Annotated in this window: 16 protein-coding genes; 13 read left to right on the top strand and 3 right to left on the bottom strand. The window is 71.0% G+C overall.

Going from position 1 to position 16,540, the window contains the following annotated elements; genetic code table 11:
* The first annotated feature begins 47 nt into the window (after positions 1-47).
* Together JJ691_RS00095 and JJ691_RS00100 are read left to right on the top strand one after the other, a co-directional pair.
* Positions 48-1,721, top strand: a complete 1,674-nt coding sequence (locus JJ691_RS00095; RefSeq protein ID WP_211766730.1) for a CTP synthase — start codon at positions 48-50, stop codon at positions 1,719-1,721.
* Positions 1,718-2,341: an NUDIX domain-containing protein gene (locus JJ691_RS00100; protein ID WP_211766731.1), complete on the top strand. Its 624-nt coding sequence runs from the start codon at positions 1,718-1,720 to the stop codon at positions 2,339-2,341. Before JJ691_RS00095 ends, JJ691_RS00100 begins: the two co-directional genes overlap by 4 nt.
* A gap of 321 nt (positions 2,342-2,662) precedes the next feature.
* On the opposite strand, the gene JJ691_RS00105 is transcribed toward JJ691_RS00100, so the two are convergent.
* A complete protein-coding gene (locus JJ691_RS00105) occupies positions 2,663-3,565 on the bottom strand; it encodes a phosphotransferase (protein ID WP_211766732.1) in 903 nt (300 codons plus the stop codon).
* 185 nt (positions 3,566-3,750) lie between these two features.
* On the opposite strand from JJ691_RS00105, the gene JJ691_RS00110 reads away from it, so the two are divergent.
* Positions 3,751-4,470, top strand: coding sequence for a GAF and ANTAR domain-containing protein (locus JJ691_RS00110; RefSeq protein ID WP_211766733.1), 720 nt, complete (start codon positions 3,751-3,753; stop codon positions 4,468-4,470).
* A gap of 10 nt (positions 4,471-4,480) precedes the next feature.
* On the opposite strand, the gene JJ691_RS00115 is transcribed toward JJ691_RS00110, so the two are convergent.
* A complete protein-coding gene (locus JJ691_RS00115; protein ID WP_249227593.1) occupies positions 4,481-4,888 on the bottom strand; it encodes a nitroreductase family deazaflavin-dependent oxidoreductase in 408 nt (135 codons plus the stop codon).
* Positions 4,889-5,000: 112 nt separating this feature from the next.
* Between JJ691_RS00115 and JJ691_RS00120 the strand changes: the two genes are divergently transcribed.
* Positions 5,001-6,206: an MFS transporter gene (locus JJ691_RS00120; protein ID WP_211766735.1), complete on the top strand. Its 1,206-nt coding sequence runs from the start codon at positions 5,001-5,003 to the stop codon at positions 6,204-6,206.
* Between the two features lie 270 nt (positions 6,207-6,476).
* On the top strand, positions 6,477-7,706 hold the full coding sequence (locus JJ691_RS00125) for a GGDEF domain-containing protein (protein ID WP_249227594.1): 1,230 nt from the start codon (positions 6,477-6,479) through the stop codon (positions 7,704-7,706).
* Between the two features lie 85 nt (positions 7,707-7,791).
* On the opposite strand, the gene JJ691_RS00130 is transcribed toward JJ691_RS00125, so the two are convergent.
* Positions 7,792-9,084 (bottom strand): GGDEF domain-containing protein, encoded by a 1,293-nt coding sequence (locus JJ691_RS00130; RefSeq protein ID WP_211766736.1) that lies wholly within the window; start codon positions 9,082-9,084, stop codon positions 7,792-7,794.
* Between the two features lie 321 nt (positions 9,085-9,405).
* Between JJ691_RS00130 and xerD the strand changes: the two genes are divergently transcribed.
* The 8 genes from xerD (at position 9,406) to JJ691_RS00170 (ending at position 16,342) form a co-directional block, all read left to right on the top strand.
* Entirely contained in the window at positions 9,406-10,323 is a 918-nt protein-coding gene (gene xerD, locus JJ691_RS00135; protein WP_249227595.1) for a site-specific tyrosine recombinase XerD, read from the top strand.
* 129 nt (positions 10,324-10,452) lie between these two features.
* Positions 10,453-11,403: a ParA family protein gene (locus JJ691_RS00140; protein ID WP_211766737.1), complete on the top strand. Its 951-nt coding sequence runs from the start codon at positions 10,453-10,455 to the stop codon at positions 11,401-11,403.
* On the top strand, positions 11,400-11,732 hold the full coding sequence (locus JJ691_RS00145; RefSeq protein ID WP_211766738.1) for a hypothetical protein: 333 nt from the start codon (positions 11,400-11,402) through the stop codon (positions 11,730-11,732). Before JJ691_RS00140 ends, JJ691_RS00145 begins: the two co-directional genes overlap by 4 nt.
* Positions 11,725-12,555, top strand: a complete 831-nt coding sequence (locus JJ691_RS00150; RefSeq protein WP_211766739.1) for a segregation and condensation protein A — start codon at positions 11,725-11,727, stop codon at positions 12,553-12,555. Before JJ691_RS00145 ends, JJ691_RS00150 begins: the two co-directional genes overlap by 8 nt.
* On the top strand, positions 12,552-13,403 hold the full coding sequence (gene scpB / locus JJ691_RS00155; RefSeq protein WP_211766740.1) for an SMC-Scp complex subunit ScpB: 852 nt from the start codon (positions 12,552-12,554) through the stop codon (positions 13,401-13,403). Before JJ691_RS00150 ends, scpB begins: the two co-directional genes overlap by 4 nt.
* Positions 13,393-14,148, top strand: a complete 756-nt coding sequence (locus JJ691_RS00160) for a pseudouridine synthase (protein WP_211766741.1) — start codon at positions 13,393-13,395, stop codon at positions 14,146-14,148. The genes scpB and JJ691_RS00160 overlap by 11 nt, the downstream gene beginning before the upstream one ends.
* 425 nt (positions 14,149-14,573) lie before the next feature.
* Positions 14,574-14,993, top strand: coding sequence for a MarR family winged helix-turn-helix transcriptional regulator (locus JJ691_RS00165; RefSeq protein WP_211766742.1), 420 nt, complete (start codon positions 14,574-14,576; stop codon positions 14,991-14,993).
* A complete protein-coding gene (locus tag JJ691_RS00170) occupies positions 14,990-16,342 on the top strand; it encodes an MFS transporter (protein ID WP_211766743.1) in 1,353 nt (450 codons plus the stop codon). The genes JJ691_RS00165 and JJ691_RS00170 overlap by 4 nt, the downstream gene beginning before the upstream one ends.
* Positions 16,343-16,540 lie beyond the last annotated feature (198 nt).

Consider the following 16,540-nt stretch of genomic DNA (forward strand, 5'->3'; position numbering starts at 1 on the left):
CACCACGGGAGCCACTCTTGTCACAGCCACACCTCTCGCGGGCACGCATGACCAAGCACGTCTTCGTGACGGGAGGTGTGGCCTCCTCGCTGGGCAAGGGGCTCACCGCCTCCAGCCTCGGCCAGCTGCTCACCGCTCGTGGCCTTCGCGTCACCATGCAGAAGCTGGACCCGTACCTCAACGTCGACCCCGGCACGATGAACCCGTTCCAGCACGGCGAGGTCTTCGTCACCGAGGACGGCGCCGAGACCGACCTGGACATCGGCCACTACGAGCGGTTCCTGGACCGTGACCTGTCCGGCTCGGCCAACGTCACCACCGGCCAGGTCTACTCGGCGGTGATCGCCAAGGAGCGCCGCGGCGAGTACCTCGGCGACACCGTGCAGGTCATCCCGCACATCACCGACGAGATCAAGTCCCGGATCCGGGCCATGTCCGAGCCGGACGAGAGCGGCACCGCCCCGGACGTGGTGATCACCGAGGTCGGCGGCACCGTCGGCGACATCGAGTCGCTGCCGTTCCTGGAGGCCGCCCGCCAGGTCCGCCACGACGTCGGCCGGGACAACTGCTTCTTCCTGCACGTCTCGCTGGTGCCCTACCTGGCCCCGTCCGGCGAGCTGAAGACCAAGCCCACCCAGCACTCGGTGGCCGCGCTGCGCAACATCGGCATCCAGCCCGACGCCATCGTGTGCCGGGCCGACCGGGAGATCCCCGACGGCCTCAAGCGCAAGATCGCCCTGATGTGCGACGTGGACACCGAGGCCGTGGTGGCCGCCCCGGACGCGCCGTCGATCTACGACATCCCCAAGGTGCTGCACGCCGAGGGCCTGGACGCCTACGTGGTGCGGCGGCTGGACCTGCCGTTCCGGGACGTGGACTGGAAGGTCTGGGGCGACCTGCTGGACCGGGTGCACAACCCGGGCGAGCGGTGCCGGATCGCGTTGGTGGGCAAGTACGTCGACCTGCCCGACGCCTACCTGTCGGTGACCGAGGCGCTGCGGGCCGGCGGCTTCGCGCACCGGGCCAAGGTCGAGATCAGGTGGGTCCCGTCCGACGAGTGCGAGACCGAGGCCGGCGCGGCCCACGCGCTGTCCGGTGTGGACGGTGTGCTGGTGCCCGGCGGCTTCGGCGTGCGCGGCATCGAGGGCAAGATCGGCGCCATCCGCTACGCCCGCACCCGCGGCATCCCGCTGCTGGGCCTGTGCCTGGGGCTGCAGTGCATGGTGATCGACGCCGCCCGCTCGCTGGCCGGCATCGAGGACGCCAACTCCGACGAGTTCGGCGAGCCGACCAAGAACCCGGTGATCTCCACCATGGCCGACCAGACCGACGTGGTCGCCGGCGAGCGGGACATGGGCGGCACCATGCGGCTCGGGGCGTACCCGGCCAAGCTGACCCCGGGGTCGCAGGCCGCGAAGGCGTACGGCACCACCGAGGTGTCCGAGCGGCACCGGCACCGCTACGAGGTGAACAACGCCTACCGGGCCCGGCTGAGCAAGGCCGGCCTGGTGTTCTCCGGCCTGTCGCCGGACGGGCACCTGGTGGAGTTCGTCGAGCTGCCCGCCGACAAGCACCCGTTCTTCGTGGGCACCCAGGCCCATCCCGAGCTGAAGTCCCGGCCCACCCGGCCACACCCGCTGTTCGCGGCGTTCATCCGGGCCTCCCTGGACTACGTCGCCGCCGAGCGCCTCCCCGTCGAGCTGGCCGAGGTGACGGCATGAGCGAGGAGCAGCGCCACGTCTTCGAAGTGGCCTCCAGCAAGGACATCTACGTCGGCCGGGTCGTCGCCCTGCGCTCCGACTCCGTGGTGATGCCCGGCGGCGGGACCGCCGTGCGCGAGGTCATCGAGCACCTCGGCGCCGTCGCCGTGCTGGCCCTGGACGCCGACGACCAGGTGACCCTCATCCACCAGTACCGGCATCCGCTCGGCCACCGGATCTGGGAGCTGCCCGCCGGGCTGCTGGACGTCGCCGGCGAGGAGCCCGTGCTCGCCGCCCAGCGTGAGCTGGCCGAGGAGACGGGGTTGGCGGCCGCTTCCTGGGTGACGCTGGTCGACGTCGCCGCCTCCCCGGGCTTCACCGACGAGGTGGTCCGGGTGTTCCTGGCCCGGGACCTGACCGATGTGGGGCGGGAAATCCCGGACGGGGACGAGGAAACCGACCTGGTGTCGCGGAAGGTGCCGTTGGCGGAGGCGGTTCGGATGGCGCTGGCCGGCGAGATCGTCAACGGCGCTTCGGTCAGCGGGATCCTGGCGGCGCACGCGGTGCTGTCGGGTGCGGCGGAAGCTCGGCCGGCGGAGACGCCTTGGCAGGACCGACCGACAAGGTTCGCCGCCCGATAACCCCGGCGAGTCCCGCTTAGCGTCAGGGCGAGTTGCGGAATTTGGGCGAGTCCCGCTCTCGGGCAACTGAACTACCGGTTCTGGGGCGGGGTCTTTTCGGGGTGGGGAGCTTTGCCGATAGCGCGAGTCCCGCTCTCGTGTGACAGCGAGTCCCGCCCTCGGGCCGTTTCCAGCGTGGTTGCCTGGGTGGGTGGGCCCGAGGACGGGACTCGCCTGCACGAGAGCGGGACTCGCGTTCTGACTGGTGTTGGCGGCTCTGTTTTTCCGTGCCGGCGGTGCTGGTTTCTCGTGTCGGCGGTGCTGCTGGCTGCATGTGGGCTGTCAGTAGGGGGTCCACTGGGTGGTGGTGTCGCCGGTGCGGATGGAGTGCAGGCGGCGGCGGAGTTCGGTGTGGGACTGGGTGTCGCGGGCGATGGGCATGCCGACGGCGGCCAGCTTGAGTTCACGAAGTTCGCGCAGCACCGGGAAACCGGACCAGCGGGTGACGTCGAAGCCGTAGGCGTCGGCCAGCTGCCGGTGCTGGTCGGTCCGACGATGGCCGCGGCGTTGCTGGAAGCGCAGCTGCCGCACGGCCACCGGCACGAGGTCCCACTCCCGCGGCCCGACGCAGGCGGTGTCCAGGTCGCACCAGATGGCGCCGCCGGGGGTGGCGATGAGGTTGCCGACCTGGGCGTCGCCGTGGATGACGCATTCGGGCAGCTGGTAGCTGATCGTCGACAGCGCCTCCTCGATGGCGTCGCAGCGGCGGGCCAGCAGGTCGAGGTCGGCGGCGGGCCAGCCGCGAGTGCGGGCGTCGTGGATACGGGTCCGCAGATCGGCGACGGGATCCCAGCGCGGCAGGGCGGCCCCGGCCGAGGGCACGCGGTGCAGCCGCCGCAGCAGCCGGGCCAGCTCGGCGACGGTCGGGGTGCGGCCGGTGTCGGCGGCGCGCCGCCAGAAGGTGACGGCGTGCTCCTCGACGTGCACGATCTGCTGCACGCCCGGAGCCAGCTGCACGGCGGGCACCCGATGCCGGTCCAGCAGCCGGGCGGCTTCGACCGAGGCGAGCGCGCGCCGGCGCAGGCCGGGGGTGAGCGTGATTCGCGCGATGATCGGATGTCGGTCCAGGCGGTACACGGCGTTGTTGACGCACCGCACGACGCGGGCCCCGGTGTCGTCCAGCCCGACTCTGGCGCAGGCGTGTGCAAGCACCGCTCGGATCGAGGTGTGGTCGCCGGTCAGCATCGTGTCCCTTCCGCCGAACAGGGGGTACCCAGCGCGCGGGGACTCGACGCACTTCGACGATAACGACGTTGCCTTGGGCGGTGTAGTGGCCGCTGTTACGGTCTCACCGACCGAGGCCGAAATGCCCTCCCGGCCTGGCGCACCGCGTGATACGGCTGCACGGCGGGGGGCCGAAGGCCGGGACGGTGGCAGTGGAGGACGGCCGGGCGCGCGAGGTCACCGCGTCCATCAACAAGCAGGCGCGCGACGAAGGCACACCGATCGCCGTGCGCCATGTGTGCCGTGCCTGCGCGGAGCGGATGCGGGCGGTCGGCGTCGTCCAGTACGTGGTGTCGGATCTGGGGCAGGGCGAGCCGGTGTACGCCACCGACCTGGCCGCCGAGCAGATCGCCGAGCTCCAGGTGACCCTGGGCGAGGGGCCGGCGGTGGACACCCTGACCGAGGAACGTCCCATGATCGCCGTCGACCTGACGATGCCGTCGCCGTGGCCGATGTTCGCCCAGGCCGCGGTCGAGGCCGGGGTGCGAGCGGTGTTCGCTTTTCCGCTGCAGATGGGCTCGATCGCGGTCGGCGTGCTGGAGATCTACCGCACCGTGCCCGGCGACTTCACCACCGTCGAGTACCGGGACGCGCTGCTCTACTCCGACGCCGCCATGTCCCTGCTGCTGGAGCACGTCGGCGACGTGCCCAGCAGCGCCGAGCACAACCTGTTCGCCGGCGGCTTCGGCAGCCGCTGGGACCTCGTGCACCAGGCCACCGGCGTCATCTCCGTGCAGCTGCGCAGCGGCCTCAGCGAGGCCTTCCTCCGGTTACGAGGCCACGCCTTCCTGACCGGGCGTGGCCTCGCCGACATCGCCGAAGACGTGATCGAGGGCCGGCTGCGCTTCGACGCCGAGGACTGTTAGACGAGGACTGTTAGACGCGGTCCAGGTGCACGACCGGGATGACGCGGCTGGTCTTGCGCTCGTAGTCGCCGAAGCCCGGCATCTGCTCCACCGCCCGCGCGTAGAGCTTGGCCCGCTCCGACTCGTCCGCGACCTGGGTGGCCCGCGCCCGGTACTTCTCGGCGCCGATCTCCACCGTGAGCTCGGGGTTGGCGGTGAGGTTGTGGTACCAGGCCGGGTGCTTGTCGGCCCCGGCGGCCGAGGCGATCACGTACACCCGGTCGCCGTCCTTGAAGTACACCACCGGGGTCGTCCGCTCGGCCCCGCTCTTCGCGCCGGTCGTGGTCATGAGCACCAGGCTGGCGCCGGTGAAGTTGCCGCCGACCTTGCCGCCGTTGGCCCGGAACTCCTCGATCACCTGCGTGTTGAAGTCAGTCACATCACACCGAACACCCCCGGCGGCCGGATCCATCCCCCCTTTTCCACCCGACCGGGTGGTGTACCGTGCGTCACATTCCTGCCGCCCTGGGTCACCGGCACGGGAGGTGCGCATGGCCGCGTTCGCCAGCCGCGAGTATCGGGCCCTGCTGTCCGCGTACACGATCTCCATGGCCGGCGACCAGTTCGCGCGGGTGGCCCTGTCCGTGCTGATCTTCGAACGCACGGGGTCGGCGGCGCTGACCGCCCTGACCTATGCCCTGACGTTCCTGCCGGACCTCGTCGGCGGGCCGCTGCTGTCCGGTCTGGCCGACCGCCGGCCCCGGCGCACGGTGATGATCACCGCCGACGTGCTGCGGGCGGTGCTGGTGGCGGTGATGGCGTTGCCGGGAGTGGGCTTTCCGGTGATCGCGGCACTGCTGGTGGTCGTCCAGCTGGCCGGGGCACCGGCGAACGCGGCCCGTGGGGCGCTGCTGCCGCAGATCCTCGGCGGCGACGACTACCCGGCAGGTCAGGCCGGGCTGTCGTCGGCGGGGCAGGCGGCGCAGGTGGCGGGCTTCGCCGGCGGTGGTGCGCTGATCGTCGCGATCGGCACGGGTGGCGTCCTGCTCGCCGACGCCGCGACGTTCGCCGCCTCCGCGGCCCTGGTGCTGCTGGGAATTCGGCACCGCGATGCGGCGGCGACCACCGAGGCCAAGCGGAGCTGGGGGAGTGACCTCCTCGCCGGGGCCCGGCTGGTCGCCACGACGCCCCGGCTGCGCGCGTTGATCGCGTACGCCTGTATCTCGGGCATCTACATCGCCGGGGAGGCGCTGGCCGCCCCGTACGCCGCCGAGCTGGGCGGCGGACCGACGCTGGTCGGCCTGCTGTTCGCGGGGTTCGCCGCCGGCGCGGTCGCCGGCATGCTGCTGCTGGCCCGGCTGTCCGCGCCGACCCAGCTGCGGCTGCTGCCGCTGCTCGCGGTGTGCTCCTGCCTGCCGCTGGTGCTGTGCCTCCTCGATCCGCCGGCCCCGGTCGTGGTGCTGCTGTTCGTGCTCAGCGGGGTCGCCAGCGGCTACCAGGTCACCGCCAGCACGACGTTCATGCGGAACGTGCCCGACGACCGGCGTGGGCAGGCGTTCGGGCTGGCCGTCACGGCGTTGAAGGTGGCCCAGGGCGTCGGTGTCGGTCTCGCCGGCGTGATCGCCGAGGGGCTCACCCCGCACGGCACCGTGGCGCTGGCCGGCGTGGTCGGGGTGCTGGCCGCGGTCGGTGTCGGACTGCTGTGGCGGAGCGCGTCGGCCGTGCCCTCGACACGGCCGACGCCCGCCCCCGGCTGAGCCGTCAGCGCCACTCGGTGGGACGGCCGACGCGACGCCACTCGGTGGGACGGCCGGTGCGGGGGGACTCGCTGCGCTTGATCATGATGTGCCTCCGTGTGGGCGTCGTGCGTGATATTCGTTTCCCCCGAGCGGAGCACGACACTGTGTCGATCCCTGATTACAGTGACTGTTTTCCGGCCATGGGGGTGCAGCGACGTGAATCGAGTGGACCCACGCCGCTGGCGTCTATGGTCCCTCCCACGTGGACTACTCGCTTACGTCCTCGCGGTGGAGTTGGCGACCGTACTCATGCTGGTCACCACCGCTTCACTGACCCCGATCACGTCCTCGGCGTGGCTGTGGTTCACCCTGCTGCTGGGTGCTTCCGCGATTCACTTCGAGGCCGCCCAGGGAATCGAACGTATTCGCGAAGCTGGCCCCGAGGGCAGCCCGTACACACATATGCAGAGCGTCTGGTATTTCGCCGGCGTGCTGTTGTTGCCGCTGCCGCTGCTGGCCGCGTTGATCTTTTTGTCGTTCACCTACGAGTGGTTCCGGGTGTTCCGCGGCCAGGCTTTCGCCTACCGGAAGGTCTTCTCCGCGGCCACCGTGGTGCTGGCCGTGGGGGCCGCCCAGCTGGCCTTCGCCGCGTTCTTCCCGGGCATCGGCACGCCCTACGCCGCCGTGCTGGACGGGCCGCTGGGCGCGCTCGCGGTGGTCGTCGCCGGGCTGGCCTACCGGCTGGTCAACTACGCGCTGGTGATCGGCGCGATCGTCGCCGCCAACCCCGAGCAGCCGGCCCGCAAGGCCCTCGGCCACGCCTCCGACCAGCTGATCATCGCCGCCAGCGTGGGCCTGGGCTACGCCGTCGGCGTGTTCACCGTGGACCGGCCGTGGTCGATGCCGATCCTGCTGGTCACCGTGCTCGCGCTGCACATGGGCCTGCTGCTGCCGCAGTTCCGGATCGCCGCCCACACCGATGCCAAGACCGGCCTGGTCGACGCCGCCTGGTGGTCCGACCGCGCCGTCGACCAGCTCGACCGGGCACGCCGGCTGGCCCGGACCGTGGGCGTGCTGATGATCGACCTGGACCACTTCAAAGAGGTCAACGACCGCTACGGGCACCTCGCCGGCGACCGGGTGCTGACCGCCGTCGCCGAATGCGTGCGGCACTCCGTGCGGTCGCTGGACCTGGTCGGGCGGTGGGGCGGCGAGGAGTTCGCCGTGTTGGTGCCCGCCGTCGGCGTCGACGAGCTGCACGCCGCCGCCGAACGCGTGCGGGCCGCCGTGCAGACGCTCGCCGTCGACACGCACGACCTGGAGGGGCGGGACGTCACCGTCACCGGGCTCACCGTCTCCGTCGGCGCCGGCCTGTTCCCCGGGACCGCCGTCGAGCTCAGCGACCTGCTGCTGGCCGTGGACGGCGCCCTGTTCCAGGCCAAGAAGCAGGGCCGCAACCGCACCGTGATGGCCGCCCGCATCGTCGCCGCCCAACCCGACGAACAGCGCACCGCCTGACACTCCGCGAGTCCCGCTCTGGAGCAAGCGAATGTCGAGTTCCGGAACTCGACACATGGCTGCCCGAGAGCGGGACTCGCGGGAGTCAGAAGCTGACTACTCGGTTGCGGCCGGTGTTCTTGGCGCTGTACAGGGCCGTGTCGGCGGCGTGTAGCAGGCGGTCCACCACCGTGCCGGCCGTCGGGTACATCGCCACGCCGATCGACACCGACAGGTCCCTGATCACCCGGCCGTCGTCGGTGAAGTCGATCGGCACCGTCAGCTCGCCCACCGCCCGCCGGATGCGCTCGGCCACCGCCACCACCTGCGTCTGGCCGACGCCGGGCAGCAGCACCACGAACTCCTCGCCGCCGAACCGGCCGACCGAGTCGTAGGAGCGGACCTGGGCGGTGATGGTGTCGGCCACCGCCTTCAGGGCCAGGTCACCGGCCAGGTGCCCGTACGTGTCGTTGACCTGCTTGAAGTGGTCCAGGTCGACCATCAGCACACCGGTCGTCTGGTGGGTGCGCTCGGCCCGGGCCAGCTCGTTGGTGGCCAGGTTGTGCCAGCCCAGGGTGTTGAACAGGCCGGTCTTCTCGTCCTTGGTCGCCGCCACTTCCAGCTGCTTGACCAGCACGCCGCGGTGCAGCACCAGCAGCGGCGGCACCACCATCACCACCAGCAGCGGCTGGGTCGCCACCGCCAGTGCCGTCAACGTGCCCAGGCACAGGGTGGCCAGCTCGACCAGGTTGTCGGCCCAGCCGCCGAACAGCTCGCGGACGGAGTGGTTCGTCATGTTCAGGGCGCCCAGGATCAGCAGCGCGTTGGCCACGAAGTAGGCCGCCACCGTCGCCGTGATCGCGCCGACGCCCAGCCAGCCGCGGGCCAGGGCGTCGCCGATGCCGTCCACGCCGAACAGCGCCAGCACCAGCCGGGCCGTGTAGCAGGTCAGCACCACCACCGACCCGTTGATCACGCTGCGGAACGCCGGCACCCGCTGCAGCCGGTACCAGCTGCGCAGGGCCAGGTGCGCGTACAGGATCGCCACCAGCACCGCCACCATCGCCGGCGGCAGCAGCAGCACGCCGGCGAACGTCCACACCGAGGTCATGTTGATGTGCGGCGTGCCGTTCACCCGGCGACGGACCCGCTCCACCTGCCGGCCCAGCTCCGCCTGCGTGACGCCCAGCGCCGCCAGCGCCAGCGTCACCAGCCCGTCCCGCAGCCCCGGCTGAACCCATCCGGCCGCCAGCACCGTAGTAGCGACCGCGACCGCCTCGACCACCAGACAGAACACGACCAGCCGCGGGCGCTGCCGCCACAGTGTCCATTGACGGGGAGTGACCAGCAGGTCACGGACGTGCACCGGCGAGCCAACGCCCGGCCTGGTGTCGTCCATAATCGTGCTCCGGCACTCCCTGCGGTGACTGACCTGACCCGGTCAGCCAAGCACACCGAGCGAGCCAGGTCAGCCACCGTGACCTGGATGGATCAGCGAGGGGAGGTGCAGCGGCCATGAGCAACCGCGACAGCTGAACCCCCTGAGCGCGTCACTCGAATCCGGTGGCCGCCGACAGTGTTCGTACGCACCCGTGTTGTCGGCGGCCACCTGCGGTTCGTTAGCCGGGCCGGGGCTTGATCGCCGGGCTAGGCTACGGCGTGAGCTGCCCAGGAATGAGGTGAACTCCCGCTGAGCGCGCCGCATGTCACGGACCTGCCCGTGGCCCTCCGCGAGGCCACCGCGGGCTATCTGGACCATCTGGCGGTCGAGCGCGGGACGGCCCGCAACACGCTCGACTCCTACGCCCGCGACCTGCGGCGGTACGGCGAGCACCTGGCCCGTGGGGGCGTGGGGTCGCTGGCCGAGGTGGCGGAGCGGCACGTCACGGAGTTCCTGGCAGCGCTGCGCGAGGGGGACGCGGACCACCCGCCGCTGGCGGCGTCGTCGGCGGCGCGGGCGGTGGTGGCGGTGCGGGGCCTGCACAAGTTCGCGTTCCGCGAGGGCCTGGCACAGCAGGACCCGGCCCGCGAGGTGCACCCGCCGGTGCCGCCGCGGCGGCTGCCGAAGGCGTTGCCGGTGCAGGAAGTGCTGCGCCTGCTGGACACGGCCACCGGCGAGGATCCCCGTTCGCTGCGCGACCGCGCGCTGCTGGAGCTGCTGTACTCGACCGGGGCCCGCATTTCCGAGGCGGTGGGCCTGGATCTGGACGACATCGACCGCGGCGAGCGCACAGTGTTGTTGGACGGCAAGGGCGGCAAGCAGCGCCTGGTCCCGATCGGGCGACCCGCGCTGGCCGCCGTGGACGCGTATCTGGTGCGGGCCCGGCCGGAGCTGTCCCGGCACGGACGTGGTACCCCGGCGGTGTTCCTGAACTCACGTGGTGGCCGGCTGTCGCGGCAGAGCGCGTGGCAGGCGCTGAAGACGGCGGCCGATCGGGCAAGCATCGACGTCGAGGTCTCGCCGCACACACTGCGCCACTCGTTCGCCACCCACCTGCTGGAGGGCGGCGCGGACGTGCGGGTCGTGCAGGAGCTGCTGGGCCACGCTTCGGTGACCACGACTCAGGTGTACACATTGGTCACAGTGACCACATTGCGTGAGGTCTACGCCACCGCGCACCCCCGCGCCCTGGCTTGATTTAGGCCATTCGCAGCAATCGGCGCAGCTCGAACGAGTGGTGTCCACTCGGCGAGGCGCGTTGCCGCGGTCCCCCCAGCGCCTTACGCTGCGGCTCAGGGAGAGTCAGGCCACGAGGAGACTGGAGCCATGTCGACACCGCAGCCTTCCGGGGAATCCGGGGAGCGGCTCGTGCGTGGACCCTCCGTCGAGCTCAGCCTGGCGCCGCACGCCCGTCCCGAGGCCGAGGAGCCGGACGTCGCCGCCAACGGCGAGATCGGTCCCACCGGCCGGCCGGTGCGCCACGTGCCCGAGCCCGCGCTGATCGGCGCGCACGGGCCGGCCACGATCCTGGCCGTCTGCAACCAGAAGGGCGGCGTCGGCAAGACCACCTCCACCATCAACCTGGGCGCGGCGCTGACCGAGTACGGCCGCCGCGTGCTGCTGGTGGACTTCGACCCGCAGGGCGCGCTCTCGGTGGGGCTGGGCATCCAGCCGCACCAGCTGGACCGCACCATCTACAACGTGCTGATGGAGCGCACGGTCGGCATCGAGGACGTCGTGATGCAGACCTGTGTGCCGGACATGGACCTGCTCCCCAGCAACATCGACCTTTCCGCTGCCGAGGTGCAGCTGGTGTCGGAGGTCGGCCGTGAGCACACCCTCGTGCGCACGCTGCGACCCGTGATGGACCACTACGACTACGTGCTCGTGGACTGCCAGCCCTCGCTCGGGCTGCTCACCGTCAACGCGCTGGCCGCGGCCGACGGCGTGTTAATCCCACTGGAGTGCGAGTTCTTCAGCCTGCGCGGCGTCGCGCTGCTGATCGACACCATCGAGAAGGTCAAGGAACGGTTGAACCCCAAGCTTGAGATCACGGGCATCCTCGCCACCATGTACGACCCGCGCACGCTGCACTCGCGGGAGGTGATGGCGCGCGTCGTCGAGGCGTTCGGCGAGACGGTGTTCGACACCGTGATCAACCGGACCGTGCGCTTCCCGGAGACCACCGTCGCCGGCGAGCCGATCACCACGTGGGCGCCGCGGTCGTCGGGCGCCAAGGCCTACCGCGCGCTGGCTCGCGAGGTGATCGCCAGGTGACTCGCCGCGTCCAGCTTCCGGGTGCGGCCGAGTTGTTCCGGTCCACCAGCACGCCCAGGACAGGTGTGCCCAGGGAGACACCCGTCCCCGACGACGCCGTATCCTCGGCGGGAACCGGTCGCCGCAAGCACGAGGCGAAGATCACGGTCTACCTGTCCGACGAGGAGCTGCTGGCGTTGGAGCACGCACGGCTGGCGCTGCGCGCCGCGCACGGCATCGCCGTGGACCGCGGCCGGGTGGTGCGCGCCGCCATCGCGGCCGTGCTGGCCGACTTCACCCTCCACGGCGCCGACTCGCAGCTGGTCAAGGGCATCGCCCGGGATGACTGATGTGGACCCCGGGTCCCCCGCGGGTGGCAGGTTCACCGTCCGGCTGAACAACTTCGAGGGCCCGTTCGACCTGCTGCTGCAGCTGATCTCGCAGCACCAGATGGACGTCACCGAGGTGGCGCTGAGCCGGGTCACCGACGACTTCATCGCGCACCTCAAGACGCTCGGCGAGCAGTGGGACCTGGACGAGACCACCGAGTTCCTGGTGATCGCCGCGACGCTGCTGGACCTGAAGGCGGCCCGGCTGCTGCCGGCCGGCGACGTCGAGGACGAGGACGACCTGGCCCTGCTGGAGGCCCGGGACCTGCTGTTCGCACGGCTGTTGCAGTACCGGGCGTACAAGCAGGTCGCGGCCCTGTTCGGCGAGCTGGAGGCCGGCGCCCTGCGGCGGTATCCGCGGTCGGTGTCGCTGGAGGACCGCTACACCGCGCTGCTGCCCGAGGTCATGATCGGCATGAGCCCGGTGCGCTTCGCCGAGCTGGCCGCCGCCGTGTTCCGGCCCAAGCCGCCGCCCACGGTTTCCCTGGCCCACCTGCACATGGGCGCCGTGTCGGTCCGCGCGCACGCCGCCGTGCTGCGGGTGCGCCTGGCCGAGGCCGGCGTGGCGACGTTCGGCGAGCTCGTCGCCGACTGCGAGAACACGATCGAGGTGGTGGCGCGCTTTCTGGCGCTGCTGGAGCTGTACCGCGAGACCGTCGTGCTGTTCGAGCAGGACGAGGCGCTGGGGGAGCTGACGCTGCGCTGGTCCGGCGGCAGCGTCGAGGAGGCACAGGCGGCGGCCGAGGTGGACCGGGCGTTCGCCGACGAGGAGGAGTACGGGTGACGGAACCCGAGGACACCCCGGCCGCGCCGGAAGCTGTCGAGGCCGAGCCGGTGACGGCGAACGCTGAGCCGGTCGAGGACATCGAGCCCGAGGCCGCCGAGCCTGACGCGCCGGTCGAGACCGAGTCGGAGCCGACTGAGCCTGGCGAGCTGGCCGAGACCGAGTCGGAGCCGGCTGCCGAGGAGGGTGAGGATGTCGATGTCGCCGCGGTGATGGGCGCGGTGCTCGACGAGGCCGCGGCCCAGCAGCCCGAGCCGTCGGCCGAGGACGACGAGGTGCTGGTCGGCTCCACCCTGCCCGACCTCACCGACGACGCCGTCCTACACGCGGCCCTGGAGTCCCTGCTGCTGGTCGTCGACTCGCCGGCCGAGGACGAGCTGCTGGCCACCGCCCTGGAACAGCCGGTGAAGCGGATCCGCGAGGCCCTGGAGGCGCTGTCGGCCCGGTACACCGAGTCGGGCAGCGGCATCGACCTGCGCCGGGTCGGCGACGGCTGGCGGCTGCACACCCGGGACGTCTACGCCCCGTACGTGGAGAAACTGCTGCTCGACGGCCAGCGGGCCAAGCTCACCCGGGCCGCGCTGGAGACCCTGGCGGTGATCGCCTATCGGCAGCCAGTCACCCGATCGAGGGTGGCGGCGGTGCGTGGCGTGAACGTCGATGGTGTGATCCGGACCCTGGTGACGCGGGGTCTGATCGAGGAGACGGGCAACGACCCGGACACGGGTGGCATCCTGTATCGGACCACCGAACTCTTTCTGGAGCGGTTGGGGCTGTCCTCGCTGCGGGATCTGCCCCCGATCGCTCCGCTGCTGCCCGAAGTGGATGCGATCGACGATGTCGGCTAAGAACTCTGATGACGGTGTGCGCCTGCAGAAGGTGCTCTCCCAGGCGGGCGTGGCCTCGCGGCGCGCGGCCGAGGAGCTGATCGCGGAGGGCCGGGTCAGCGTCGACGGCAAGGTCGTCCGGGAGATGGGCAAGCGGGTCGACCCGGACACCGCCGTGATCCACGTGGACGGCAGCCGGGTCATCGTCCGCGAGGACGTGCTGCACATGGCGCTGAACAAGCCCCAGGGCGTGCACTCCACGATGTCCGACGAGATGGGCCGGCCCTGCGTCGGCGACTATGTGCGGGAGCGGGCCGAGTCCGGCGGCGCCCGCCTGTTCCACGTCGGCCGCCTCGACGTGGAGACCGAGGGCCTGCTGCTGCTGACCAACGACGGCGAGCTGGCCCACCGCCTCATGCACCCCTCGTACCGGGTGCTCAAGACCTACCTGGCCGAGGTGCCCGGGCCGGTCGCCAAGGACGTCGGCAAGCGGCTCAAGGCCGGCGTCGAGCTGGAGGACGGGCCGATCAAGGTGGACGCGTTCCGCCTGGTCGACTCGCTGCCCGGCAAGGCCATGGTCGAGGTCGTGCTGCACGAGGGCCGCAAGCACATCGTGCGCCGCCTGCTCGACGAGGTCGGCTACCCCGTGCTGCGCCTGGTCCGCACCGAGATCGCCGGCGTCCAGCTGGGCAACCAGCGCCCCGGCTCGCTGCGCCGCCTCACCCGCGCCGAGGTCGGCCAGCTCTACGCCGCCGTGGGCATGTAACCACTATCGCTTCAGTACAGATCGAAATCAGGCCGGAGGGAACCCGTGGCCAGGGTTCCCTCCGGCCTGTCGCCATCTCGAGGCTTTCGGGTGCAAGGACGCTCCGCCCCGCCTGATCCCTGTCGGAGTTCCTGCCCCCGTGACATCAGCCTGGCTTAGGGAGCGGTCGTCGCCATCCGCTGCGATTGGGCGCGGGCGAGGGGCGCTTGGTCTCGACCGTCGACGGGTTCGTCGCGACGGTCGGTTTTGCCCAGGAAGAGCGCCTGTTTTCGTGGTCGAGATGGTAGAATCGAACGCGTGAGCGAACCTTTGAACCCGACTCCGAAGCCGTGGCCTGTGTTCCGCTAACTCCTTCCCCTAGCTGATGACTTTCGCCACGTCGGGGAGTCGTGTAGCGCGAAAGTCATCAGCTAGGCTTAGTAGTTGTGGACGACAACGAGCTGGCGGTCGAGGTTCGGGAAGCGGTGTCGAGGCTGGCCCGCCGGCTGCGTCAGGAGCGGCCGCCGCACGAACTGGGGCTCACGTCTCTCTCGGCGCTGTCGAGGCTCTATCGGCTCGGTCCGGCCAGCCCCTCCGCGCTGGCCGCCGCCGAGAACGTGCAGCCGCAGTCGATGACCCGGGCCCTCGCCACGCTGACCGAGCGCGGCCTGGTCGTTCGTGAACCGCACCCCACTGACGGCCGGCAGACCCTCGTCACCATCACTGACGCCGGCCGGGCCGTGCTGGAGCAGGATCGCTCCCAGCGGGACGCCTGGCTGGCCGACGTGATCGCCGACCGCCTGACGCCGATCGAGCAGGAGTTCCTGCGGGCCGCGGCGAAGCTGCTGGAGGTGCTGGCCACATGACCGGCGGCTCGACGACGACTGTCGCGCGGACCGGTGGGCTGCGGCTGGTGTTGCCGGTGGTGCTGGGCACGCTGCTCAACGCCGTGAACTCGTCGATGATCGCGGTGGCGCTGGTCGACATCCAGCACGAGTTCCACGCTGGCGCGGAGGTCGTCTGGCTGGTGTCGGGCCTCTATCTGGCGACCGCCGTGGCCCAGCCGACGATGGGGCGGCTGGCCGACCGCTTCGGGGCACGCCGGGTGTTCTGCTGGGGGCTGGTGATCGTCATGGTCGCCGCCGTCGGAGCGCCGTTCGCGCCGAGCCTGGGCTGGCTGGTCGCGGCCCGGGTGCTGCTGGGAATCGGCACCTCGGCGGCCTATCCCGCCGGGGTTTCCCTGATGCGGCAGGGAATCAGCGGCGAGGCGACCAACGCGCTCGGGGCCGTCTCCGCCGCGGGGCAGGTGGCCGTGGCGCTGGGCCCGCCGCTGGGCGGGGTGCTGGTGCTGCTCGCCGGCTGGCGGTCGATCTTCTGGGTCAACCTGCCGATCGCCGCCCTGTCCATGGTCCTGGTGCTGCTGTGGATTCCCCGCGATCGAGCCCCACGGTCCACTTCGGCCGGTCTGGATCCGTTGGGAATCCTGCTTTTCGCCGCCACCATGGTCGGCCTGCTCGTGTTCCTTCTCGATTTCCAGTGGGTCTACCTGGCCGCTGCCGTGGTGCTGGGGATTGTCCTGTTGTGGTGGGAACTTCGCGTGTCTCGGCCGTTCGTCGACGTCCGCATGCTCCGCGCCAACCGCCCCCTCAGTCGCACCTATGCCCGGGTGGCGGTCACCTACGTCGTCTTCTACACGATCTTCTACGGCGTTCCCCAGTGGCTCGAACAGGGCCGCCAACTCAGCAGCGCCGAAGCCGGGCTGGTCGTGCTGCCCATCGCCGGCATGGGCATCATCGCCACCGTCATCGCCACCCGCCGGCCACGGTGGCCCCTGCTGGTCATCGGCTCCGCCGGCCTTCTTGTCGGCAGCCTCGCCCTGCTCCTCGTCGGCGCCTCGACTCCCGTGCTGCTGCTCGTGATCGTGTCCGCCGTCCTGGGCATTCCCAACGGCTTCAACAGCTTGGGCAACCAGACCGCCATGTACGCCGCCGCCCCCGACGGCCAGGTCGGCACCGCCTCCGGGCTCTACCGCACCTCCCAGTACGTCGGCGCCAACCTCGCCGCGGCACTGGTGGGCCTTGGTCTCGGCGACCACGCCACCGACAGCGGCCTGCATCTGCTCGCCGCCGTCATCTCCGTGATCAGCCTGCTGTTGCTGGCCGCTGCCGTCTTCCGCCTCGTCGGCGTCACAAGGCGTCCTCGCACCTCGTGGTGATCACAGGTCCTTCGCGAGCTTTTGGAGGAAGGCTGCTTGTAACGCCGCGATGCCGGCACACCGACCGCGATGTCTGCATACTGAGTGTAAGGGCCTGGACACGGGACGCGTACCTCCTGACTGGGGGAGATAGTGACCGGTGAGCATCAACGCGACGACAGCACGGACCCCGATAGCGATCGCCGCTGGCAGGATGCA

This window comes from Kutzneria sp. CA-103260, from assembly GCF_018263855.1.
Lineage (GTDB): Bacteria > Actinomycetota > Actinomycetes > Mycobacteriales > Pseudonocardiaceae > Kutzneria.